The organism is Pseudomonas sp. ES4, from assembly GCF_050586665.1.
Taxonomy (GTDB): Bacteria; Pseudomonadota; Gammaproteobacteria; order Pseudomonadales; family Pseudomonadaceae; genus Aquipseudomonas; species Aquipseudomonas frederiksbergensis.
Genome location: NZ_JBOBDO010000017.1, coordinates 122592 through 144274, shown reverse-complemented (window position 1 = coordinate 144274; position 21683 = coordinate 122592). Strand labels below are relative to the sequence as shown.

The following is a 21683-nucleotide window of genomic DNA, read 5'->3' as shown; positions in this document are numbered from 1 at the left end:
TTCTGTTTTTTTTTGGGTTGGGGAGGACCACCCCCCCCCCCCCCCCCCAACACAGCGGCTACAGGCGATCTGTTGTGATCGGTTAGAGGGAGATGTCTAACCGGGCGATCTTGCCCTGTTCATTAAGGCGAAACATGTAGCGCAATTCCAGCGGGCTGCCGGGAAACGTTCCGGAGATCAGGTTATGCACCAGCACTTTGCCGGTGCGCAGTTGCACGTCGAGCACTTCGACCCGTGGCTGGTATCGCTGGGCGGTGTCTTGCATCCATTGCGCGATGGCGTGAGTGCCGACCTGGTGCTGGCCTTCATCGAACACATTGGCATCCTCAGCGAAAAAACTGGCAACCCGTGAGGTGTCGCGGGCATTGGCGGCAGCAATGTAGGCGGCGATGGCGGGCGCCAGTGAAGAGGCGGGATTGGACATGGTTACGGCTCCTTGTTTGTTGATTCTGCAGCCATGCTAAAACAAGCCTGTGTCAGTTCTTGTCAGGAGTGAAGCGCCCGGCTTCGTCCAGTTGCATCTGCTTGCGCCAGGTGCGCAGCAGGTCGCTGCGCCGCCCCGGATAACGCTCGCCCTGCTCGTTCGCCGCCGAGATCCGGTCAGTGCGAAAGGTCCGATAGGCGCTGCGCAACTCACACCAGGCGACGATGATTCGCACCTCGTTCAAAAAACCCAGGGCCAGCGGCCAGATCAGCCGCTGACTCGGCACCTGGTTGGCGTCCGCGTAATCGATATGGAGCTTGGCCTGATCGCGGATGGCTTGGCGAAACACATTCAGCGGCACGGCGTTGGGTGCAAAGCCATAGCCGGGCGGTCCCGGCAACACCGTCGGGTTGCGTAACGCGTCCAGCGCTTCGGGCGCCAATACCGCCGCAATCTTGGCCAGCGCATCCGCCGCCGCTTTGCTCAACACTTCATCACCGCGCTGATCCACATAGCGCAACCCCAGCACAATGGCTTCGGTTTCATCGGCGTTGAGCATCAACGGTGGCAGAAACAAACCGCTGCGCAGCACGTAGCCGATCCCCGCTTCGCCGTAGATTGGCGCGCCGAGGGCGGAGAGTTCGGCGATGTCGCGGTACAGCGTACGTTCAGAAATCTGCAATTCGCCGGCAAGCGTCGCCGCGGTCACCGGACGACTTTTGCCGCGCAGTACTTGCAACAAGGTCAGTAAACGAGTGGTACGCGACACGATCGGCAGGCTCTGTCCGTAAAAGTTGTCGGAGCTTAGCAGAGGCACCTGTCAGAAAGTGGCAGTAGCAGTCAGACCGGTGGTCGGCCATCCTCTTGCGAACGGAAAAGCGCCTTGACGCAAAATATTACCAACATCATATTAAATGCGTGTCGACAAAATTTTCTATTCGACCCACGTCTTTTCCTTCAGGAGTCATCCCATGCATTACAAAGTCTTCGGCCGCAAAACCGGCTTGCGGGTCTCGGAACTGGCGTTGGGCGCCGGTAACTTCGGCACCGGTTGGGGTCATGGCGCCGAGCGCGACGAAGCCAAACGCATCTTTGATGGCTACCTGGAGGCCGGCGGCAATTTCATCGACACCGCCAACGGCTATCAGGCTGGCCAGTCGGAAGCCATGCTTGGCGAATTCATCGCAGCGGAACGGGATCGCCTGGTCATCGCCACCAAATACACCCTGGGGACCACGCCGGCCGCGGGTATTTCCCACACCGGCAACAACCGCAAGAACATGGTTCGCGCCGTCGAAGAAAGCCTGAAACGACTCGACACCGACCACATCGACCTGTTCTGGGCCCACATGAGCGATGGCGTGACCCCGATGGAAGAGATCCTGCGCGGTTTCGACGACCTGGTACGCGCCGGCAAGATTCATTACGCCGGGCTGTCGAACTTCCCGGCGTGGCGCATCGCTCGGGCAGATTTGCTGGCCGAGATTCGTGGTTTCTCGCCGATTGCGGCGATTCAGGTGGAATACAGCCTCGCCGAACGCACCGCCGAACGTGAACAACTGCCGATGGCCGAAGCCTTGGGCCTGGCCGCTACGTTATGGTCACCGTTGGGTGGCGGGTTCCTCACCGGCAAGTACCGCACCAACGATGGCGACAACCGCGCTGCCAAACTCGGCATGCTGATCCACGCCGAGAAAAGCACCCGTGAAACCGCCCTGCTCGACACTTTATTGGTCGTCGCCGCAGAACTGGACACCAGCCCGACGCACGTGGCCATTGCCTGGCTGCGGGAAAAAGCCAAGCGCTCGACCACTGCGCTGATTCCGATTCTCGGCTCGCGCACCCGTGAGCAACTGGATGCGACGCTGGGGGCGCTGAATGTGCAATTGAGTGCTGAACAGTTGTCGCGGCTTGATGGGGTCAGTGGTGTGGCGATGGGCGTGCCCCATGAATCCATTGCCGGGTCGATGGCGCGATTTACCGGGGCTGAAACCCTGGATCTGCCGATCATCCCGGTGGCCTGACACAGATTAAATGTGGGAGCGCCGCACCGCCGCTCCCACAGTTTTCACCGCGCTTTACCGGTCGACCTTATGCTTCGCGGCATAGAGGCACAGCATTTCCATCGCCAACGTCGCCGCCGCCAGTGAGGTAATGTCCGCACTGTCGTAGGCCGGCGCCACTTCCACAACGTCCATCCCCACCAGGTTAATCCCGCGCAAGCCGCCGAGGATTTCCAGCGCCTGCACCGTGCTCAGGCCGCCGCACACAGGCGTTCCGGTGCCTGGAGCGAAAGCCGGATCGAGGCAATCGATGTCGAACGTCAGGTACACCGGGTGATCACCGACCCGTGCCCGAATGGCCTCGACAATCGCATCAACGCCACCTCGATGCACTTGCCGCGCATCCAGCACTTGAAAGCCCTGGTGATCGTCATTGGTGGTGCGCAAACCGACCTGCACCGAACGCGACGGATCCACCAACCCTTCCTTGGCCGCGTGCCAGAACATCGTGCCGTGATCGACGCGCTTGCCGTCTTCGTCCGGCCAGGTGTCGCTGTGGGCGTCGAAGTGGATCAACGACAGCGGACCGTGCTTACGCGCATGGGCCTTGAGCAGCGGGTACGTGATGAAGTGATCCCCGCCGAACGTCAGCATCGCGCTACCGGCGTTGAGTATGTGTTCGGCGTGGGCTTCAATGCTTTCCGGCACCGACTGCGGTGTGCCGTAATCGAAGTCGCAATCGCCGTAGTCGATCACCGCCAGATGGTCGAACGGGTCGAACGTCCATGGCCAATGGCGCTCCCAGGCAATCCCGGTGGACGCGGCACGAATGCCCCGTGGTCCGAAACGCGCACCGGGGCGGTTGCTGGTGGCGGTGTCGAACGGGACACCGCTGACCGCTACGTCGGCGCCGCGCAAGTCGCGACTGTAGCGACGGCGCATGAAACTAGTGATACCGGCGTAGGTACTTTCTGCGGCGGTGCCGTAGAGGCTGTCGCGGGTCATGGCCTGATCGTTTTGCATCGGGATGTCCATCAGGTGCTCCTTGTTATTGGCTTATTGGCGGCTACGGAAAGTGGTCCACAAGCGAGTGCGCTGGCGCAGGTCCTTGAGGCTCATGCTGCGGTCGGCGTACAGCAGAGCGCGAACGTCGGCGGGTGGATAAATGTCCGGGTCGCTGCGCACCGCCTCATCCACCAGCGGCGTTGCGGCCTGGTTGGCCGTGGCAAAGAACAGTGTGTTGGTCAGCGCCGCGACGGAGTCAGGGCGCAACATGAACTCGATAAAGGCGCGGGCCGCTTCGGGGTGAGGCGCGTCCTTGGGGATCGCCAGGTTGTCCTGCCAGACCAGCGTGCCCTCTTTCGGAATCCGGTACGCCACTTCGAACGGTTTGTTGGACTTGCGCGCCTGGTCGGCGGCCATGCTGGCGTCACCGTTGTAGGTCAGCGCCAGGCAAACATCACCATTGGCCAGATCGCTGATCTGTCGACCGGTCGCGACGTACAGCACATTCGGTTGCAACTGAAGCAGTAACGCCTCAGCGGCTGTCAGATCAGCCCTGTCAGTGCTGTAGGGATCTTTACCCAGGTAATGCAACGCCAGGCCGACGACTTCCTGAGGCGAATCGAGAATGGCAATGCCGCAGTCCTTCAATTTGCTGGCGTACTCAGGCTTGAACAGCAAATCGAGGCTATTGAGCGGCACATTCGGCAAGCGCTGTTTCACCGCCACGACATTCATCCCCAAGCCCAGGGTGCCCCAGGTGTAGGGCACGCCATAGCGATTGCCGGGGTCGACGGCGGCGAGTTTTTCCAACAAATCCGGATCGAGGTTGGCGTAACCCTTGAGGCCTTCGTGGGGAATCTCTTTCAACGCACCGGCGGCCAATCCGCGGGCCAGCACACTGGACGACGGCACGACCACGTCATAACCGCTGCCCCCGGTGAGCAACCTGGTTTCGAGCACCTCCGAGGAATCAAAGGTGTCGTAGCGCACGTGGATACCGGTTTCCTGCTCGAAACGCTGCAAGGTTTCCGGCGCTACGTAATCGGACCAACTGTAGAGATTCAGGGCTTTTTCCTCGGCCTGGGCCGATACAGCCATGGCGAGGAACAGCGCGGGTAAACACAGCTTGAACATGGGAGCCATGACGGAACACCTGACCAGATGAAGTGGATGCAGAATGCGTCGTCGGATACATTGGAAAAATACCAAGTTAGTTATCCTGACTTTATCCAGGAGTAATGTTTTGATGCTCAGCCAACTCCACGATCTCGATCTGCAACTGCTGCGTCTGTTCGTCAACGTGGTGGAGTGCGGTGGTTTCAGTGCAGCCCAGGGGGAACTGGGCTTGAGTCAGTCGAGCATCAGCCAGCAAATGGCCAAACTGGAAACCCGACTCGGTTATCGCCTGTGCAGTCGCGGCAAGGGTGGTTTCAAGATCACACCCAAGGGAGAACAACTGCTGAATGCAACTCGCAGCCTGTTCGAGTCCATCGAAGCCTTCCGCCATCAATCCAATGGAGTGGCCGGGCGCCTGATCGGCGAGGTGCGGCTGGGGCTGTCCGAAGCGCTCGATCAATCCGTGCTGCAACGGGTGGCCGATGCGATCCGGCGTTTTCGCGAACGGGACGAATCGGTACGTATCGAATTGATCAGCGCCATGCCCGGCGAGATGGAACGCTTGCTGCTGCAACAACGACTGGACCTGGCGATCGGCTATTTCTCACAAGTGCAAAGTGCTTTTGACTACCGCGAACTGTTTACCGAAACCCAGCACTTGTATTGCGCCGCCGGCCATCCGTTGTTCACCAATGAGGCGCCTGACGATCAAGCGCTACAGGCTTGCGATCGGGTCGATCACCCTTACCGCTTCCTGCGCAGCGACGAGCCCTTCCAGGGGAAGAGGTGTTCGGCGCGCTCGGAGCAAGTCGAAGGCACCCTCGCCTTCATTCTCTCTGGCAAGCACATCGGTTATTTACCCGAACACTTTGCCCGCAGCTGGGAAGACAAAGGACTACTGCGGGCCGTGCGCCGTGGCGATATGAGTTTCGACGTGGCATTCCATCTGGCCCGCCATCGCGCCCAGGTGCCGGGGGATGCACAGAAAGCCTTTGAAGAGGATCTACTCGCGGCGTTCTCCTGAAGCCCCAGAACAGTTTTTGTGGCGAGGGGGCTTGCCCCTGTTCGACTGCGAAGCAGTCGCAAGATCAGCTGAAACAGTTTTGCCTGAAGGAATGCTAGGGGCTGCTTCGCAGCCCAACGGGGGCAAGCCCCCTCGCCACGGGTTCTGTGTATATCACTTCTGTATCGTTTGCCCTTGATGCCCGCTGCTGGCATCCTGCGCCTCCATTTTTGACCCGGCCCGCCTTCTGGCACGCACCTCACCATGACCGCCTCCGAAAAAGCCCCTGCCTCGCGCAATAACGACCTGATTTACGGCCTCGACGATCGCCCGCACCTGACCGCCACTGTCTTCGCCGCCCTGCAACACGTGCTCGCCAGTTTCGTCGGCATCATCACCCCGACCCTGATCATGGGCGGCGCCCTCGGCCTGCAAAGCGAAGTGCCGTACCTGATCAGCATGGCGCTGTTCGTCTCGGGCCTGGGCACATTTGTTCAGGCGCGACGTTTCGGCCCGATCGGTTCCGGCCTGCTGTGCCTGCAAGGCACCAGCTTCTCATTCATCAGCGTGATTCTCAGTGCCGGTTTCATGGTCAAGGCCCGGGGTGGCGGCACCGATGAAATCCTGTCGACCATCTTCGGTGTGTGCTTTTTCGCTGCCTTTATCGAAGTGGTGTTGAGCCAGTTCATCGGCAAATTGCGGATGCTGATCACTCCGGTGGTGACCGGCACGATCATCACGCTGATGGGTTTGTCGCTGATCAAAGTCGCCATGACCGACATCGCCGGCGGCTTCGGTGCGGCGGACCTCGGCGCGGCCAGTCATCTGGCCCTGGCGGCCCTGGTGCTCGGAACGATTGTGCTGTTGAACCGGGTCGATGTGCCGTTCCTGCGCCTCGGTGCGATCGTCATCGGCCTGACCCTCGGCTATCTCGTGGCCTGGCTGATGGGTGACGTCGATTTCGCCAGCCTGCCCGAAGTCCCCTTGATGAGCGTGCCGGTGCCGTTCAAGTACGGTTTTAACTTCGATTGGGTGGCGTTTGTGCCAGTGGCGGTGATTTTCCTCGTATCGCCACTGGAAGCCGCCGGTGACTTGACCGCCAACTCGATGATTTCCCGCCAGCCCGTCAAAGGTCCGATCTACATCCGCCGGATCAAGTCCGGCCTGCTCGCCGACGGCCTCAACTCGGCCATGGCCGCCGTGTTCAACAGCATGCCGATGGTGACCTTCGCCCAGAACAACGGCGTGATTCAGCTAACCGGCGTGGCCAGCCGCTACGTGGCGTTCTTCATTGCCGGTTTGTTGGTGCTGCTGGGGTTGTTCCCGATGATCGGCGCGGTGCTGCAACTGATGCCCAAACCGGTACTCGGTGGCGCTGAGCTGGTGATGTTCGGCACCGTCGCCGTCGCCGGGATCAAGATCCTCGCCGAAGCCGGCCTGCACCGACGCAACATGCTGATCGTGTCGATTTCCCTCGGCATGGGCCTGGGTGTCGCAGCCGTGCCGGAAGTGTTGCGCGAGTTGCCGAAGGCGCTGCACAACATCTTCGAATCGCCGATCACCGTCGGCGCGTTGTGCGCTATCGTGCTCAACATCTTCCTGCCTGAAGAGTTCATCGAGCTGGAAGAAGACGATTTCGATCCGGAAGCCTCGATCCTGCGGGTCATGGAAAACCCGGATGTCCCGGCCAAGGGTGAACCCGTCTCGCCTGCCGCTGTCGCACCCTTGAACCGCTAGAAATGCTCCTGGCCGAGCCACTGGCGGTTCGGCCTTTTCTTTAAGAGAGCACGTTCATGCGCAGTGTCCACACCGTTATCCTTTGCCTGCTTTTGCTTTCCCTGAGCGCCTGCGCCCTGCTGCCCAATCGCGACCCGCTGAACATCAACGTGGTCGGCTTCGAGCCGTTGCAAAGCCAGGACATGGAAGTACGCTTTGCCGTGAAAATACGCGTGCAAAACCCCAACGAGACCACCATCAATTACAACGGCGTCGCCCTGGACCTGGAAGTCAACGGCCAGCCGCTCGCTTCTGGTGTCAGTGATCAATCGGGCTCGATTGCACGTTTTTCCGAAACCGTGCTGACCGTGCCGGTGAGTGTTTCGGCGTTCTCCGTGCTGCGCCAGACCCTGGGCCTGGGCAAAACCCAAACCCTCGACAACCTGCCCTACGTCCTGCGCGGCAAACTCGCGGGCGGCGTGTTCGGCACCCTGCGTTTCGTGGACACTGGCAAACTTAGCCTGCCAACGTCGACGACCGGCACCTGGTGAGGGCAGCCCGCTCCGACAGGGGACACCGAATAACTGTGGGAGCGAGCCTGCTCCGGGCGGCGTTCCGACGATGACGGCGGCACATTCAACGCATTAGATGCCTGGCCCACCGCTATCGCGAGCAGGCTCGCCCACAGGGGTTATGTGTTGAAGCGGACACCGGGTTTGGCCCGCTCATCTACTGTCAGTTCGAAGACGTCCGGGCGCGCGTAGTGCCCGACCACGTCGTAGTCGTAACGGGCGCGGACCAGGTCATCGGTATCGATTTCTGCGCTGAGCAAACCGGTGCTGTCACGCAGCGGCCCCGCCAGAATGTCGCCCATCGGCCCGACGATCACGCTGCCACCGGCAATCAACGGGCGGTCCGCCGGCCAGTTGGCGACCTCCACGCCCAAGGCGTGCGGTGAATCCTGAACCTGACAGGCGCTGACCACAAAGCAGCGTCCTTCATGGGCGATATGGCGCATGCTGACCTGCCACATTTCCCGCTCATCCACCGTTGGCGCGCACCAGACCTCCACGCCCTTGGCGTACATCGCGGTGCGCAGCAGCGGCATCATGTTTTCCCAGCAAATCACCGCGCCGATCCGCCCGACCTGACTGTCGATTACCGGCAACGTCGAACCATCGCCTTTGCCCCAGATCAACCGTTCGGTACCGGTGGGCATCAGCTTGCGGTGCTTGGCGACCAGGCCTGCCTGCGGATCGAAATACAACGCCGTGCAGAACAAGGTGCTGCCGGCACGTTCGATGACACCGATCACCAGATTGGCGCCGGTGCGCGCTGACAGCCCGGCCAAGGCTTCGGTTTCCGCGCCGGGCACGTCGATTGCGTTGGCAAAGTACCGGGCGAAGGCTTCACGCCCTTCCGGCAGGCGGTAACCCAGCTGAGTGCCGAAGCCCTCGCCTTTGGGGTAACCGCCAAGCAATGCTTCGGGCATGACCACCAGCGCCGCGCCGGATTCGATGATCGCGTTTTCCCAGGAAAGGATCTGTTCCAGTGTCTCGGCCTTGCCACCGGGCAAGGCGCCGATTTGCAGTGCAGCAACGATTGACTTGGGCATCGCAGTAACTCCGAAAGCAATGAGGGGTTGCCCATTCTCCGGCGCCAAAGGATCATGAATAAAGCCCCGTTTGCTGCTTAATGATATGAACCAAATGAATATCGCCGCCGTCGATCTCAACCTGCTGAAAGTTTTCGAAGCGCTCCACGAGGAATCCAGCGCCAGCCGAGCCGCTTTGCGCCTGGGCGTTACCCAATCGGCGGTCAGCGCGGCATTGCGAAGATTGCGCGAGGTGTATGGCGATCAGTTGTTCGTACGCACCGGCCGCGGACTCGCCCCCACACTCAAGGCCAATCAATTGAAACCGGTGGTCAGCGATGCCCTGAACAAATGCCGGCAGAGCCTGGCGATGGTCGATCCGGCCGCCCACCAATATGACGGACGCTCGGTGACCGTGGGGATGTCCGATGATTTCGAAATCGCTTATGGGCGACGGCTGATTGAAGAAATCGCCCGCGTCGCGCCGAAGCTGCGGCTGATCTTTCGTCAGACCCACAGTCAGATCGTCGCCCAGGCGTTGATGGAACGCAGCATCGATCTGGCGATCACCGCCGGTGGGTTTGCCGAACGCTTGCTCAGCCGTCAGGTACTGGGGGAAGGCGGCTATCTGTGCCTGGCGGACCCGCTCAGCCTGGCCGAGGGTCAACAGACCCTGAGCCTGGATGAGTTCGTCGCCCGCGAGCACATTCTGGTGTCGTCGGGCGGCTTTATCGGGATCACCGATGAAGGGCTGGCGGCGCTGGGGCTGGCTCGGCGGGTATGCGCTTCGACCACGCACTTTGCCGCGTTGCCGCACTTGCTAAAGGGCAGTCAGGCCGTGGCGACCATTCCGGCCCATGCGGCGCAAAGCATTGCAGCGCTCAGCGGACTGGCACTGCTGCCCTGCCCTCTGGCGTTGCCGCGATACCCGATCGAACTCGGCTGGCGCACCAGTACGCTGCTCGATCCGGTGGTGTTGAAAGTGCGCGAAGCGATTGTCGCGAGTTTTGCGAGCGCTACTTGGCAGCCATCAGGCGATTGACTTCGCTGCGCACCATATTGGCGAATTCCGGGGGCGACATGCCATCCAGTTCGGCACGGACCCACTCGGCCCATTTGCCTTTGCGCTTGGCGCGTTCACCGAACAACCGCGCGGCTTCACCCTTGGACTTGCCCAGGTTGCTTTGCCAGAGATCGAACAGACGGGATTTCTCATCTTCCAGCGCAGCGCGCTCGGCAAGGGGTTTGTCGGCCAGATTGAAGCTCATGGGAGTTACCTGCTGCGTAAAATAGGCGACATCTTACACTGTAGGAAGAAATGTCCGACTCAGGATTTTTCGTCAAGGTTGGGTCTACGCGAAAATCCACTGCAACTTTTTCGCTGATGACACACTCCACTGTTCACTGTCCATTTAACTGCAAGGAGTACCTCAATGGCCCGGAAAACCGCCGCACAAGTTGCCGAAGAACAGATCAAGGATCAAGCCTTCAGCGAACTTCAGGCTCTGATCGAAGAGTCAGAGAAACTGCTCAAAAGCAGCGCCTCGCTCGTCGGTGAGGAAGCGGACACACTTCGTGGGCAAATCGCCCAGAAACTTCAGCAGGCTAGGGACTCCGTCACCAGCGTTCGTGACCGGACCAAACCTGCGGTCGAAGCCACTGAAACCTACATTGGTGGTCATCCGTGGCAAACCGTGGCCATCTCTGCCGGTTTCGGCCTGGTAGTCGGGTTGTTGCTGGGTCGACGTTAAGCGCCCCCGTTTTAATCAGTACCCGCAAAAAGGCGAGCACGCAGCTCGCCTTTTTCATGCCCGGTTTTTATGCAGACCGAGAGTATGCCGGACTGAGAGCCCGGCCAATTCCCGCAAATTCGCCAACGTCTGAGCGTCGAGCGGGATGCCTTCGGTGCTGGACTTGGCACGTTGTTGGTGACGTCGATCCCCTGGCAAACGCTTGAGCCCCACACCGTGCATCTGCCTGACCAGTTCCTGACTGCGCTCGGCAAAACTCTGCCCGGCCGCCTTGCTCGGGTCGATCACGATCAACAGTTGGCCCGTCCACGGCGTCTTGGCCCCCGGATGGTTCGACCAATCGAACTCGAAGGAAAAATTGCCGCCGGTCAACGCCGCTGCCAACAGCTCGACCATCATCGACAGCGCCGAACCTTTATGGCCGCCAAATGGCAGCAACGCGCCGCCCTCCAGAATCGCTTTCGGGTCCTGGGTCGGCTGGCCGAGGCCGTCCACCCCCATGCCTGGCGGCAAACGCTCACCCTTGCGTGCGGCGATCTGCACATCGCCATGGGCAATGGCGCTGGTCGCCAGGTCGAAGACAATCGGAGCGCCGTCAGCCCGAGGGGCGGCGAAAGCGATCGGGTTGGTTCCGAACAGCGGGCGATCGGCACCGTGCGGCACCACGCAGGTCATGCTGTTGACCACACTCAGTGCGACCAGACCTTCATAGGCGAAGGGCTCGACATCCGGCCACAAGGCGGCGAAATGGTGGGAGTTACGAATAGCCAGCACCGCAATCCCGGCACTGCGGGCTTTTTCCACTAACAACCCGCGTGCTGCGGCGAGGGCCGGCTGGGCGAAACCATTGCACGCGTCGACCCGGACAAAACCCGAAGCCACGTCCTCGACCACTGGCACGGCCTGGCCATTGACCCAGCCACTCTGGAGCGTCGACACGTAACCGGGAATGCGGAATACACCATGACTATGGGCGCCATCGCGTTCGGCGCCGGCGCAGTTGAGGGCCAGTGTCCTGGCGACATCGGCGGAGGTGCCATGGCGTTGAAAAATCTGCTCGAGCAAAACAACGAGCGCGTCGAAATCGAGCGTTTGAGTGTTCGAACTGACGGCCACTTCGGGCGTTGCGGTCATCTGAAGCTCCAGTTTTATTTTTGAGTACGGGCAACAGGGTGCAGCGAGGTTGCAAGGCAACCCAAAACAGTTGTCGATTAAGCGCTGTTCTACCAGCGTCCTGTCAAGTCTCGACAGCCTGTTCGGTTCAAGCAATATGTACCGCACCCGAGCCAGCCACTGGCCGTACTGTTTTTTCCTCAATCCAACGACAGGCGATTACCCGCCGGTCGTAGCGCATCGAGGAAAAACCATGATGACTCCCCCACTGCCGTATTTTTTCGACGAGGCAGAACTTGCATCCAAAGCCGAACAACCCGGTGAACGCGAAAAGGCACTGTCCTTCACGCTTGATGATTTGAAGTGGTTGAGTGCTGTTTATCTGGCAACGCATGCGGCCCGTATCGCCAATAGCGAGCCCATGCACGTCGACCGGTTGCTTCTGAGCGTACCCGACGCGTCAGGCATCCCCTTGGCCGGCGCTTTTTCCATGAGCCGGCCCAATGATGGGGAAGTCACGCTCTATACACCGTGGAAAGGCCTGGTCAAATTCGCGGACTTCAAGAGCCTCAAAAGCAAACTCCAGGAATGGCTGACGCAGCCCACTGGAAAGCGTGAGCTGCTGCGCTTTCTTTCCCTTGAACAACGCAGCGCCTTGGCTGCCGCCACTGCGCCGGGCATTACCACGCAAGTCATCGAAGGTGCGGTGCTACAGGACCAGGAACTCATCCTCGAACGCAATCAGGCTCAGAACATCAGGGCGATGATGGGCGAGTTGCTCAAGTTGCCAACGCTGCAATCGATGCTGGACGAAACCCTCAAGACCGCGTTGCATGAAACGTTCCCCGAACTGGACCAGCGCCTTACCCGAGTTAAGAGCTTTGTCATCGAAAGCGATGACCAGCAATTGCTTTCCTCGCATTCACTGAGCGAAACGCTGCTGCATTACTACCTGACCCATCAGTGGCCCACTGGCGATACCAGAGTTTTTTCCAACCCCCTGCACAATGTGAGCGGCGCCGCCGATAACCAGGCCTGGGAAAGCGCAGTCAAAGAGATCGCACAAACGTTGACCCCGCGCTTGCAAGACCTGCTCAAGACGTTCTGGAACACACCGATGAACAATGGGCAGTTACGCGGGAAGTTTTTTGCCGAGGGTTTGCGCGATACCTTTCACCTGAAACTTTTGCTACAGCGCCAACAACGTGTTCTAACGACGCAGCAATACCTGCGACTGATGAATCTCAGCCTTGAACCTGACATCGACGATCCGCTTCGTGCCGAAAAAGTCCGTGTCACCGCCCCCTTCAAGCAATACGTGGAACTCGCCTCCACCCTGATGATCGGCAGCAGCGACACGTTGGATTTTCTGTACACCCCGTCGAGAGGCATCGAGGCTACGAGCGACCTCCCCGCTGTCGGGAAAATCGTCGCGCAGATGTTGAAAAGCCAAGGACATGAAGACACGCTGCTCAACTTTCTGTCATTGGACGAACGCGCTACGTTTCTTTCAATGAAGCCGGAAGAACAAGTGATTGTCGGTGAACCGATCATCGGCTCGGTGTTTGAACAATTGATGACCGACATCCTTGGCAAGCAACGCGAGAATCTGGCCTATGCGCTGAGCGAATACCGTGAAAGCGAAGGCACGCAGGATCCCCGAGCCTTGTTCGACAAGGCATTGGATGTCCGCGGACTGATCGACGCTCGACTGCTGGCCGCCGATGCCGAAGGACGCTGGAGTACACACGCAGACCGGCGCCCGAGCGCGCAACCAGCGGCCGTCCGCGGCGAGTCGGCCAAGGAGCATCTGGCCATTCTTTCCACCGTTAAGCAGCCGCTGGAGCTACTGCTCGAAAACCAGCCGGTCATTCCCGCGAACACTCGAACGATTGCCGAAGTCCAGCGTATCTTCAACTCCTCGCTTGGGAGCCTGCAATCGCGTTTCACTCAAACCCTGTCAACGGCATTGCGCAGCGAATTGAAACTGCACGCCGTCATGCGCACCCTCAGTGCCACGGAACAGGCGATCATCAACACCGTGCTTGATACCCCGGTACGCTTGCAGCGGGCAGCATTGAACGGTTTTTTGCCGGACGTATTTTCCTTGGCATTGAAGGCAAGCGGGGCCACAGCCACGTTGAAACTGGCCAGTTGTTTTGTGCTGACTGAACGTGGAGGCCTGGACCCGAAGCATTCAGGCAAGGCGATTTTGTGGACGCCAGCCTCGGGATTCGAAGCTTTCAAGGCATTGCCTCCATTGCTGACCGAGCTGGATCGACGTCTCAAGGACACCGATGATCGCACCACCCTTCTGGAGAACCTTGGACGCAGCGAGAGAGTCGCTGGCCGGAGCTACACCCTGGCGCCGCTGCAGCGAATAGATGAGGATTTTCTCGATCACGTGCAAAAGCCCTTTGTCCAGCTGGACCAGGCGTGCGTCATCCGTGCGCTGGCCACGAAACTTCCCGCGACGCCCCTGGCCAATCTCCTGATGCTGGTGGCATTGCGCCAACCGATGACCGGATCAGATCGCGCGACGGACATCGCCCAATCCCTGATCACTCAGCAAAAACTACCGGCATGGCTGGCCAAGGCGTCCATTCAAGACCAGATACTGCACGGGGAGTTGCTTCAGCAATACCTCAACAACGTGACCGATGATCAGGACTACCTCACTGGCATACGCTCCCTGGCACGCACGGCGCACGATGCACTTGAAAAACAACTCAAGGCAGATACGTTCGACATCGATCCAGATAAGGTCCAGATACAGATCGACAAGCGCTCGAGGTCTGCGGCCAGCACCCAAACCCTGACCGATTTTGCCCTGACCCATTTCAAGGATCTGGACAAAACCCATTTCAAACTGGTGTCGCTCGATAACACCGCGATCCCCCAGGATATGGACCAAAGCTACATCAAAGACCTGATACGAAACTTGAAGCTGGGTGAACTTCAACAAAAGACACTGAACGAAGCCTTTGCAGACACCCAGGCGAATGCCAAGGACCGCAGGAAGCGTTTTTACACGCAATTGCCCTGGCAGCTGATGCATTACGCCCACACGGAAAAATTGCAGGAGCGCCTCAGCGAGACGGGGTTTGATCTGATACGCCAAGTCATGGACATGCCCGACGCTATCGCCCGCGCGGCAGTCGACGGTGCCCACGCGATCATCCGCCCACTTGAGCTCCTGGGCATCAAGCGTCAACAACCGGTCAAGGTGCCTGGCGTTTATCTGATTGGCTCATCGGCCGATAGCACCGCGCCACAGGTCCTTGTCGCGCCTCATAGCCCCGGGTACGGGGTGAAAGAGTATAAAAATGAAACACAGCTCCTGAATGAACTGAAGACACGCGGCGATCTGCTCGACTGGGTACTCATGAACCTGCCGCAGCCTGATCGGATACTGCTCGAACACAGGATGGAGACCACCAATAGCCGCCTTGCCGAGGTGACGCTGGCGTCCAACCCGATCAAGGGGAATCTGTTCGGGCACTTGTTCGATGACAACGCCGCTTTACTGGCACGATTGCTCGGTTGTCAGGCCGATGACAACAAGCAGGCTGAGTGGGCAACCATCAAGCATGTGCTGGGTGAAGATCTGCAAGGGGCATTTACGTTCCTGATGGGCAAGCTTGCCTACCCGATTACGGTGTGGCGCAGTTACCGAGACATCAAGCAGTCCGCCGAAGACCTTCAAACGCACAAATGGGGAGCGGCGATAAAGGAATTTATCAGCGGCATTGCACAACTCGCCACGTTGCGACTGTCGTTGGAATCGCAAGCGAAGCCATCTTCAACGCCCACTACACCGGCACCAGAAACTTCCGATACCCGCTTCAAATGGCAGGAAGTCGCCATTACAGCCCCCGAACGTACGCAGTTGAAGCGTCATGAAAGCCTTGATGTCGACCTGAATTCGCTCACATTAAATTCGAGTCTGGGCCTCTATACCCATCCGACGACCAATAAGACCTACGCACCGGTTGAAGGAAAGGTATATCCGGTCACAAAGCGCGGCACACACTGGCGCATCGCTGACACCAGCAATCGCGGTCCCCGGCTGAGTCAGAACGTGTCGAAACAATGGGTTCTGGATAGGCAAACGCCAGCGCCCCGCTTCAGCATCAGCGATCGGTGGCGCACCGTATCTTCGGTTTGGGAGGGCATGAACATCGATGCCAATGGAATGCGCGAAATCCGTCGACTGTTTCCGCAAAAGGCCCGCCAGATTGACGAAGCGCTGGACCTGGCAACCACCTATGCCTGGAACTGCTTTCAAAATCTGCAATTGCTGAAGTCATCCGACAAGACCGTTACCCCCGTGCATCAACTCATCATGGATTTTATTGAAGTACCGCAAGTGCAGCCCGTGCATGTGGAACAGCTTGAAAAAGTCTTTGGAGACATTTTTGCGGCCTTGTTGGACCCCTCACTCAGAAAGCCGAAAACCAATCGTTTTGCCATCGGCAGGGTACTCGATGGCGCGGCAACAACATTCGGCTTCATCGTTCCAACGGATGCGAAGCGGAAAATCTATCTGGCAGAAAAGTTCTTCGATACCGGTTTCGAGTTCTACCGCACACATCTTTCCGAGCCTTCCTTCCCTATCAACACCCATGCTCAAGCAGTCACCCTTATTCATGAGCTTTCGCATATCGTCTGCAAAACCGAAGACATCGCTTACCTCGACTCCAGCAGACCATTTCCCCATCTGATTGGGCAGGCCAGCGCAACTGCCAGTGACCTCAAGGACGCGTTGACCACGCTGCAGGCCACCGCACTTTCGATCAAGACCCCTCTTACCCGGTTGTTCATGACCGAAGATCCTGACACCGGTGTGTGGGAGGACCCGGGCAACACTTCATATGAAAATACTGATCAGGTAAGAGCGCATATATTGGCCTTGACCGGCGGAGAAAACCTGAGCGCCGCCCGCAAGATTTTCAAGCGAGATCCATTGGTCCGACTCAAGGTGCAACTCGGTAACGCCGACAGCGTTTCATGGCTCATCAGCCAAATGGGGCGCCAACTGCATACCAGCACCCCGTGAATCAGAAAAATAACGACCGATTTGCTGGGCAATTGCCATGACGGTTGTTCTCGCAGACTTCCCCTCAAGGTTAGAATGCGGGAAATCAGGATGGGTCAATGACCGATAACTCACTCTCGCAAGCCCAATATGACGCAATCACCGATGCCGCTGCGCATTGGTGCATGCGTCTGCACGCCAACGATTGCACCGCTGAAGAGCGGCTGGCATTCGAGCAATGGCATGACGCTCATCCGCTTCACGCGTTCGAGTACGAGGCGATGCTGGAGATCTGGGATGTCGCGGGGGACCTGCCCCGTCCAGCCACCGTAGTCCCGATGGTCCGCGCCAAACCTGCAACGCCTTGGCGCACCTTCGGTATCGCCGCCGCGGTTTGTGCCGTGGCGTTGCCGCTGGCGGCCTATAGCGGCTGGAACCTGGGCTGGCTGCCCAATTCCTATCAACATTTCGAAGCGAACGACAATGTCCGCCAGGTCACCCTGAGCGATGGCAGTCAGGTGGAACTGAACCTGGGCAGTGAGCTGACGTTCAGCAACTACAAGGATCAACGTCGGATCACGCTGAAAAAAGGCGAAGCCTTCTTCAACGTCAGCCATGACACTGAACACCCCTTCATTGTCAAAGCGGCCGAAGGCAGGATTCGGGTAACCGGAACCAGATTCAACGTCTGGATGTATGAAGATCAGGTACGCGTGAACCTGATAGAAGGTTCGGTGCTGGTGAGCAGTAACGACGCCGTTGCGGGTGACGGTTTGCGCCTCGAACCAGCAATGCAGGCGAGCTATAGACGCGGCGACTTCACTCCGCGGATCAGTCAGACCTACGACAATGACAACTCACTGGCCTGGCGCAGCGGAAAACTGGTGCTCGATGATTTGGCGTTGACCGATGCATTGCCATTGATCAATCGCTACTTGAGCAAACCGGTGATGGTGGCCGACAGCAGTACCGGCTCGATTCGCATCGGCGGCATCTACAACATCAAGGAGCTCGACAACCTGGTGGCTTCCCTGCCCAAGGTATTGCCGGTCTACCTGACCCGCAACAAGGATGGCAATCCGGTCCTCAACTCCCTTGCGCAACACCCCCCAAAAAGCTGAAGGCCGCCCCCTTTTGCGGGGTGCGGCCTGCTTTTTCTCGCTCCAGCATCTTCAGCGTTACTGTGCGGCCACCTTTCTGGTGGCCCTTAGTCATCGAAGGTCACGAACCTGCAAATATCGAGTACCGCTGACAAAAAATTTAGGCCATGAAAGCGCTTTTCACAGGCATCTCACGGGGCGCTGACGTGATGGCGACAAAATTTCTACATTCGGGGCTTCATTATTTGCCCCGCTCGTACGTCTTATTGAATGAGAGCACCCATCACATTTCCTGGCCGGCTCGAAAAAGGAGTTTTTGCATGTACAACTCGCAACTGCCAACGGACGGTAGCAGTGCGCCAAAGGGCTCCGCCATGGGCTCCGGTGTTTTTGGTCAACGCATTGAGCGCAATGCCAACGAGCGGATCAGGTTGCTGCTCAAGAGCTTTGGCCTGCGAACCAGCCTGATCCGCCTCAAAGTCATCGACGCCTTGCTGACTGCCGCCGAAAGCGACCGTAGCCTCGGCGTGCGCGGCGTGCACAGCCACTTGCTGGAGCTGGGTATTCCCCTGTCCTTTCTCAGTGTGCGGGAAGTGTTGAAACGCTTGTGCAGCGAAGGCGTGATCACGCTCAATCCGGACAAAAGCTACAGCCTGCATCCGCACGCTGCAGCCATTCTTCATCGCGAGTGATCCGCGCAAGATGCGTCGTTCAGGGTTTGACCTTGCGGCGCATCACGCCATTGACCACCACCACGATCACCGCCACGCCGATGGCGATGTACTGAAACAGCTTCTCGCTGATGACACCTGCGTTTTGCAGATACGAAAGTCCGAACATGATCCCCAACACCACGAGCGAGATCAGAATCGAGTATTTCAAACGTTGCGACTGAGTCATTGCGAGTTCCTGAACCTGAAAAATTATCCGATTTGTATCAGAGCGCGTGCCAAGCCCTACCTTTCTCCGATGATAGGACACTACAAAACGGGGTCTCATGTTACAGCCGATCACTGGATTTGGCTTTATTGCCCCGTGAGGATTTTGAAATGTTCCGTCGAATCGCACTGCCGATTCCCCCTGCTCGCTCTCCTGGCCCTGAGCAGCTGCATCGTTTTCCCCCACGGCGATCACCATTACGACCGTGGTGGGCCGGGGTATTACCAGCATCGATAACGTGGATATTTGAACCTTCATTCGTAAGCTAAATACCCAATCCGATAACTGCTAAATAAATGCCCGCCCTGTCGCGAGTATTTTTCGTACGGGCATATTTACCTATTCCTATCAATGGAATATCGAAACATAGCGAAAACTATCGAAACCTTGAGTTTCAATAGTTCATTGGAGCTATTCATGTTCCGTGATTAATCTCGGCGCGTTGCAAAAGACCCGATATTAAACTTCGCGCAAAAAAGAGACGCCATGCACAAGCCTTTAATCAATATCAGCTCCCGACATCTATTGGGCTTTTGCCTTGCAATCACTTTTTTCGAACTGCTGACCTATATGGCCAGCGATATGATCATGCCGGGCATGTTGACCGTTACCCATCAATTGGATGCCAGTCCCGACCATGTCCCTTACGCCTTCAATCTTTATTTGGCCGGCGGCATTCTTCTGCAATGGCTTATTGGCCCGCTGTCCGATCATTTCGGCCGCCGCCGGATGTTGCTTATCGGTTGTGCGGTATTCGCCCTGGCCTGCGCCGCCGCGTTCAAGGTGCAAAGCATTTCCGCGTTCAATGGCTTGCGACTGATTCAGGGCATGGGGTTGGGGTTTGTCATCGCGGTCAGCTACCCGGCCCTGCAAGAAGTTTTCTGCGAAGCCGACGCGGTCAAAATCATGGCGCTGTTGGGGAACGTTGCGTTGCTCTCCCCGCTACTGGGGCCGTTGCTCGGCAGTCTGCTGCTGGAATGGTTGTCCTGGCGGGAGCTGTTTTTACTGCTGGGTATCGGCGGCGTGATGGTCTGGCTCGGGCTTTATTTGTTCATGCCGGAAACCGTGGGCACCCTGCGCCACGACGGTCAGCGACTGGAAGCAGTACGCTTTGAATGGCACGGCACCCTACGCCGCTATGCGGCGTTGCTGACTAACCCGCGATTCCTGTGCGCCGCTGTCGCGCTGGGCGTGATGAGCCTGCCGTTGATTGCCTGGATCGGCTTGGCGCCGCTCTTGCTGATCCACAACCAGGGGTTATCAACGCTGCACTACGGCCTGTGGCAAATCCCGGTATTTACAGCCGTCATTCTCGGCAATCTGATCCTCAATCGACTGATTGCCAACGTTGAACTGCCACAACTGATTCGATACGCGCTTTGGCCGTTTTGCGGCGGCCTCATCGCGTTAGTCGCCGTCAGCATCCATGGCGGTTCGACCGTCGTGCTGATCAGTTGCCTGGCGCTGTACGCCGTGGGACTGGGCATGAGCAATGCCGCGTTGTACCGGCTTGCGCTGTTCGCCAGCGATGACAGCAAAGGTCTGGTCTCGGCCATGATCGGCATGATCTCGATCGCCGTCATGGGTGGCGGCGGCTCGCTTATTGCGGCCGTCGGTGCCGGTGACAGCCACGAATCCTTCGCTTTGATGGCGGGTATCGCTGGGCTGCTGAGCCTGGCGCCCCTGCGCCTGTTTCTGCGGCGCTCTCAAATCCCGCTTGCCGTCTGACACCCCACAGCAGGTCTTCTGATGATCCACTTACCCCACACCGATGCGCTTTGCGCGTTAACGCAACCCTATTGCCTGGATTCCGTCCCTGAGGGCCTGTTCGATCAGGCGATGGGGGAAATCAGCTTGTTTCATTGTCACCACACGCCTGGCTACGAACGCTGGCTGAACGCCAACGGGTTCGATGCCCAAGACCTCGAAACACTGGACGACTGGTCCAAGTTGCCACCGATTTTCGCCAACTATTTTAAACGTCACCTGTTGTTCGGTCCTACCGGCGAAGGCGCGCTGGAGCTGACCTCATCCGGCACCAGCGGCCAGAAAAGTCGCATGCGCTATGACTCTCGCAGCATGGCGGCGGCTCAAGGCATGGTGAGCCACATTTTCCGGCACTACGGCTGGGATACGCCGCAAAGCCCCTGCAATTATTTGCTCCTGAGCTACGAGCCCGAGGCAGCCATCACCTTGGGCACCGCTTACACCGACCAGTTTCTGTGCAGCTATGCGCCCGTCAATCGGCTCGTCTACGGATTGCGCCGGACGGCCAAAGGTCACGAGTTCGACCTGTTTGGCGTGATTCGCGCCTTGCAGGAGTTTGCCGACGAGGGCTTGCCCGTGCGAATTCTTGGATTTCCTGCGTTTCTTTCCCATGCGCTACAGCACATGGAAGACACCGGCGCACCGAATCTCGAGCTTCCAGCTCAGTCATTGGTGTTTTTGGGGGGTGGCTGGAAAACCCAGGCAGCACAAGAGATTCCATTGCTTGAGTTGTACGCCCGAATCAATCGGCAATTGGGTGTCGACCTGTCCCGCTGTCGCGATGGTTACGGAGCCGTCGAGCATGCCGTGCCCTATATCCAGTGTGCCCGTCATCATTTTCATGCCCCCGTTTATTCGAAGGTTTTCGTGCGCAACCCATCCGATTTCACGGTCCAGCCATACGGCCAGCGCGGCTTGCTGGAATTCGTCTCCCCGTACATTTCGTCAAGCCCTGCTCACGCGGTGGTCATGGGCGACCTGGCGACATTACACCCCGGCGCCAGTTGCGGATGCGGCCTGAGCACCGATTGGTTCGAGCTGCACGGGCGTGCCGGCACCACCGCCAGTCGCAGTTGCGCGATGGCGGCTTCCGAATTGCTGGGAGGGGCTTGAT

19 protein-coding genes are annotated in these 21683 nt (G+C 58.6%); 11 read left to right on the top strand and 8 right to left on the bottom strand.

Annotated elements, in window-relative coordinates:
• Window positions 1–82 precede the first annotated feature (82 nt).
• Both ACQ4OB_RS19070 and ACQ4OB_RS19065 read right to left on the bottom strand, forming a co-directional pair.
• Window positions 83–424, bottom strand: a complete 342-nt coding sequence (locus tag ACQ4OB_RS19070) for a nuclear transport factor 2 family protein (RefSeq protein ID WP_008069241.1) — start codon at window positions 422–424, stop codon at window positions 83–85.
• 52 nt (window positions 425–476) lie between these two features.
• The gene (locus ACQ4OB_RS19065; RefSeq protein WP_074876375.1) at window positions 477–1193 is read right to left on the bottom strand and encodes a helix-turn-helix transcriptional regulator; all 717 of its coding nucleotides are present in this window, start codon (window positions 1191–1193) and stop codon (window positions 477–479) included.
• A 202-nt stretch (window positions 1194–1395) separates the two neighbouring features.
• Between ACQ4OB_RS19065 and ACQ4OB_RS19060 the strand changes: the two genes are divergently transcribed.
• The gene (locus ACQ4OB_RS19060) at window positions 1396–2448 is read left to right on the top strand and encodes an aldo/keto reductase (protein WP_430956248.1); all 1053 of its coding nucleotides are present in this window, start codon (window positions 1396–1398) and stop codon (window positions 2446–2448) included.
• Window positions 2449–2502: 54 nt separating this feature from the next.
• Here ACQ4OB_RS19060 and speB read toward each other — a convergent pair whose 3' ends face one another.
• A complete protein-coding gene (gene speB, locus ACQ4OB_RS19055; RefSeq protein ID WP_430956247.1) occupies window positions 2503–3462 on the bottom strand; it encodes an agmatinase in 960 nt (319 codons plus the stop codon).
• A 21-nt stretch (window positions 3463–3483) separates the two neighbouring features.
• Complete coding sequence (locus tag ACQ4OB_RS19050) at window positions 3484–4575, bottom strand: polyamine ABC transporter substrate-binding protein (protein WP_430956246.1); 1092 nt, start codon at window positions 4573–4575, stop codon at window positions 3484–3486.
• A 103-nt stretch (window positions 4576–4678) separates the two neighbouring features.
• On the opposite strand from ACQ4OB_RS19050, the gene ACQ4OB_RS19045 reads away from it, so the two are divergent.
• The 3 genes from ACQ4OB_RS19045 (at window position 4679) to ACQ4OB_RS19035 (ending at window position 7818) form a co-directional block, all read left to right on the top strand.
• The gene (locus ACQ4OB_RS19045) at window positions 4679–5572 is read left to right on the top strand and encodes a LysR family transcriptional regulator (RefSeq protein ID WP_430956245.1); all 894 of its coding nucleotides are present in this window, start codon (window positions 4679–4681) and stop codon (window positions 5570–5572) included.
• Window positions 5573–5815: 243 nt separating this feature from the next.
• On the top strand, window positions 5816–7288 hold the full coding sequence (locus tag ACQ4OB_RS19040) for a nucleobase:cation symporter-2 family protein (protein ID WP_074876365.1): 1473 nt from the start codon (window positions 5816–5818) through the stop codon (window positions 7286–7288).
• Window positions 7289–7344: 56 nt separating this feature from the next.
• Window positions 7345–7818 (top strand): LEA type 2 family protein, encoded by a 474-nt coding sequence (locus tag ACQ4OB_RS19035; RefSeq protein WP_102614758.1) that lies wholly within the window; start codon window positions 7345–7347, stop codon window positions 7816–7818.
• A 140-nt stretch (window positions 7819–7958) separates the two neighbouring features.
• On the opposite strand, the gene ACQ4OB_RS19030 is transcribed toward ACQ4OB_RS19035, so the two are convergent.
• Window positions 7959–8882 carry a carbon-nitrogen hydrolase family protein gene (locus tag ACQ4OB_RS19030; RefSeq protein WP_102614759.1) on the bottom strand — a complete coding sequence of 308 codons (924 nt, stop codon included), beginning with the start codon at window positions 8880–8882 and terminating at the stop codon, window positions 7959–7961.
• A gap of 85 nt (window positions 8883–8967) precedes the next feature.
• Between ACQ4OB_RS19030 and ACQ4OB_RS19025 the strand changes: the two genes are divergently transcribed.
• Window positions 8968–9903, top strand: a complete 936-nt coding sequence (locus ACQ4OB_RS19025) for a LysR family transcriptional regulator (RefSeq protein ID WP_074876357.1) — start codon at window positions 8968–8970, stop codon at window positions 9901–9903.
• Here ACQ4OB_RS19025 and ACQ4OB_RS19020 read toward each other — a convergent pair.
• Window positions 9878–10129, bottom strand: coding sequence for a hypothetical protein (locus tag ACQ4OB_RS19020; RefSeq protein ID WP_008155229.1), 252 nt, complete (start codon window positions 10127–10129; stop codon window positions 9878–9880). The two genes, ACQ4OB_RS19025 and ACQ4OB_RS19020, sit on opposite strands and share 26 nt — an antisense overlap.
• Before the next feature lie 165 nt (window positions 10130–10294).
• Here ACQ4OB_RS19020 and ACQ4OB_RS19015 point away from each other — a divergent pair, with 165 nt between their 5' ends.
• Window positions 10295–10612 (top strand): DUF883 family protein, encoded by a 318-nt coding sequence (locus ACQ4OB_RS19015; RefSeq protein WP_074876356.1) that lies wholly within the window; start codon window positions 10295–10297, stop codon window positions 10610–10612.
• A gap of 54 nt (window positions 10613–10666) precedes the next feature.
• On the opposite strand, the gene ACQ4OB_RS19010 is transcribed toward ACQ4OB_RS19015, so the two are convergent.
• Window positions 10667–11746, bottom strand: coding sequence for an Ldh family oxidoreductase (locus ACQ4OB_RS19010; RefSeq protein WP_430956244.1), 1080 nt, complete (start codon window positions 11744–11746; stop codon window positions 10667–10669).
• Between the two features lie 232 nt (window positions 11747–11978).
• Here ACQ4OB_RS19010 and ACQ4OB_RS19005 point away from each other — a divergent pair, with 232 nt between their 5' ends.
• From ACQ4OB_RS19005 to ACQ4OB_RS18995, 3 genes are all read left to right on the top strand, one after another.
• The gene (locus ACQ4OB_RS19005; protein ID WP_430956243.1) at window positions 11979–16784 is read left to right on the top strand and encodes a dermonecrotic toxin domain-containing protein; all 4806 of its coding nucleotides are present in this window, start codon (window positions 11979–11981) and stop codon (window positions 16782–16784) included.
• A gap of 98 nt (window positions 16785–16882) precedes the next feature.
• The gene (locus ACQ4OB_RS19000; protein ID WP_074876351.1) at window positions 16883–17884 is read left to right on the top strand and encodes a FecR family protein; all 1002 of its coding nucleotides are present in this window, start codon (window positions 16883–16885) and stop codon (window positions 17882–17884) included.
• Window positions 17885–18183: 299 nt separating this feature from the next.
• Complete coding sequence (locus ACQ4OB_RS18995) at window positions 18184–18555, top strand: fe2+ zn2+ uptake regulation protein (RefSeq protein ID WP_076031225.1); 372 nt, start codon at window positions 18184–18186, stop codon at window positions 18553–18555.
• A gap of 19 nt (window positions 18556–18574) precedes the next feature.
• Here the strand turns inward: ACQ4OB_RS18995 and ACQ4OB_RS18990 are convergent, their stop codons facing one another.
• A complete protein-coding gene (locus ACQ4OB_RS18990; protein ID WP_010460665.1) occupies window positions 18575–18763 on the bottom strand; it encodes a hypothetical protein in 189 nt (62 codons plus the stop codon).
• 525 nt (window positions 18764–19288) lie between these two features.
• Between ACQ4OB_RS18990 and ACQ4OB_RS18985 the strand changes: the two genes are divergently transcribed.
• Window positions 19289–20530, top strand: a complete 1242-nt coding sequence (locus tag ACQ4OB_RS18985) for an MFS transporter (RefSeq protein WP_430956242.1) — start codon at window positions 19289–19291, stop codon at window positions 20528–20530.
• A 21-nt stretch (window positions 20531–20551) separates the two neighbouring features.
• Complete coding sequence (locus tag ACQ4OB_RS18980) at window positions 20552–21682, top strand: acyl-protein synthase (protein WP_430956241.1); 1131 nt, start codon at window positions 20552–20554, stop codon at window positions 21680–21682.
• Window position 21683: the final 1 nt, after the last annotated feature.

Coding starts and splice junctions, on each gene's coding strand:
- ACQ4OB_RS19035 (WP_102614758.1), top strand. CDS start 7,345: ATGCGCAGTGTCCACACCGTTATCCTTTGCCTGCTTTTGCTTTCCCTG.
- ACQ4OB_RS19070 (WP_008069241.1), bottom strand. CDS start 424: ATGTCCAATCCCGCCTCTTCACTGGCGCCCGCCATCGCCGCCTACATT.
- speB (WP_430956247.1), bottom strand. CDS start 3,462: ATGGACATCCCGATGCAAAACGATCAGGCCATGACCCGCGACAGCCTC.
- ACQ4OB_RS19010 (WP_430956244.1), bottom strand. CDS start 11,746: ATGACCGCAACGCCCGAAGTGGCCGTCAGTTCGAACACTCAAACGCTC.
- ACQ4OB_RS19030 (WP_102614759.1), bottom strand. CDS start 8,882: ATGCCCAAGTCAATCGTTGCTGCACTGCAAATCGGCGCCTTGCCCGGT.
- ACQ4OB_RS19025 (WP_074876357.1), top strand. CDS start 8,968: ATGAACCAAATGAATATCGCCGCCGTCGATCTCAACCTGCTGAAAGTT.
- ACQ4OB_RS19015 (WP_074876356.1), top strand. CDS start 10,295: ATGGCCCGGAAAACCGCCGCACAAGTTGCCGAAGAACAGATCAAGGAT.
- ACQ4OB_RS19020 (WP_008155229.1), bottom strand. CDS start 10,129: ATGAGCTTCAATCTGGCCGACAAACCCCTTGCCGAGCGCGCTGCGCTG.
- ACQ4OB_RS19045 (WP_430956245.1), top strand. CDS start 4,679: ATGCTCAGCCAACTCCACGATCTCGATCTGCAACTGCTGCGTCTGTTC.
- ACQ4OB_RS19040 (WP_074876365.1), top strand. CDS start 5,816: ATGACCGCCTCCGAAAAAGCCCCTGCCTCGCGCAATAACGACCTGATT.
- ACQ4OB_RS19000 (WP_074876351.1), top strand. CDS start 16,883: ATGACCGATAACTCACTCTCGCAAGCCCAATATGACGCAATCACCGAT.
- ACQ4OB_RS18990 (WP_010460665.1), bottom strand. CDS start 18,763: ATGACTCAGTCGCAACGTTTGAAATACTCGATTCTGATCTCGCTCGTG.
- ACQ4OB_RS19060 (WP_430956248.1), top strand. CDS start 1,396: ATGCATTACAAAGTCTTCGGCCGCAAAACCGGCTTGCGGGTCTCGGAA.
- ACQ4OB_RS19005 (WP_430956243.1), top strand. CDS start 11,979: ATGATGACTCCCCCACTGCCGTATTTTTTCGACGAGGCAGAACTTGCA.
- ACQ4OB_RS19050 (WP_430956246.1), bottom strand. CDS start 4,575: ATGGCTCCCATGTTCAAGCTGTGTTTACCCGCGCTGTTCCTCGCCATG.
- ACQ4OB_RS18985 (WP_430956242.1), top strand. CDS start 19,289: ATGCACAAGCCTTTAATCAATATCAGCTCCCGACATCTATTGGGCTTT.
- ACQ4OB_RS18980 (WP_430956241.1), top strand. CDS start 20,552: ATGATCCACTTACCCCACACCGATGCGCTTTGCGCGTTAACGCAACCC.
- ACQ4OB_RS18995 (WP_076031225.1), top strand. CDS start 18,184: ATGTACAACTCGCAACTGCCAACGGACGGTAGCAGTGCGCCAAAGGGC.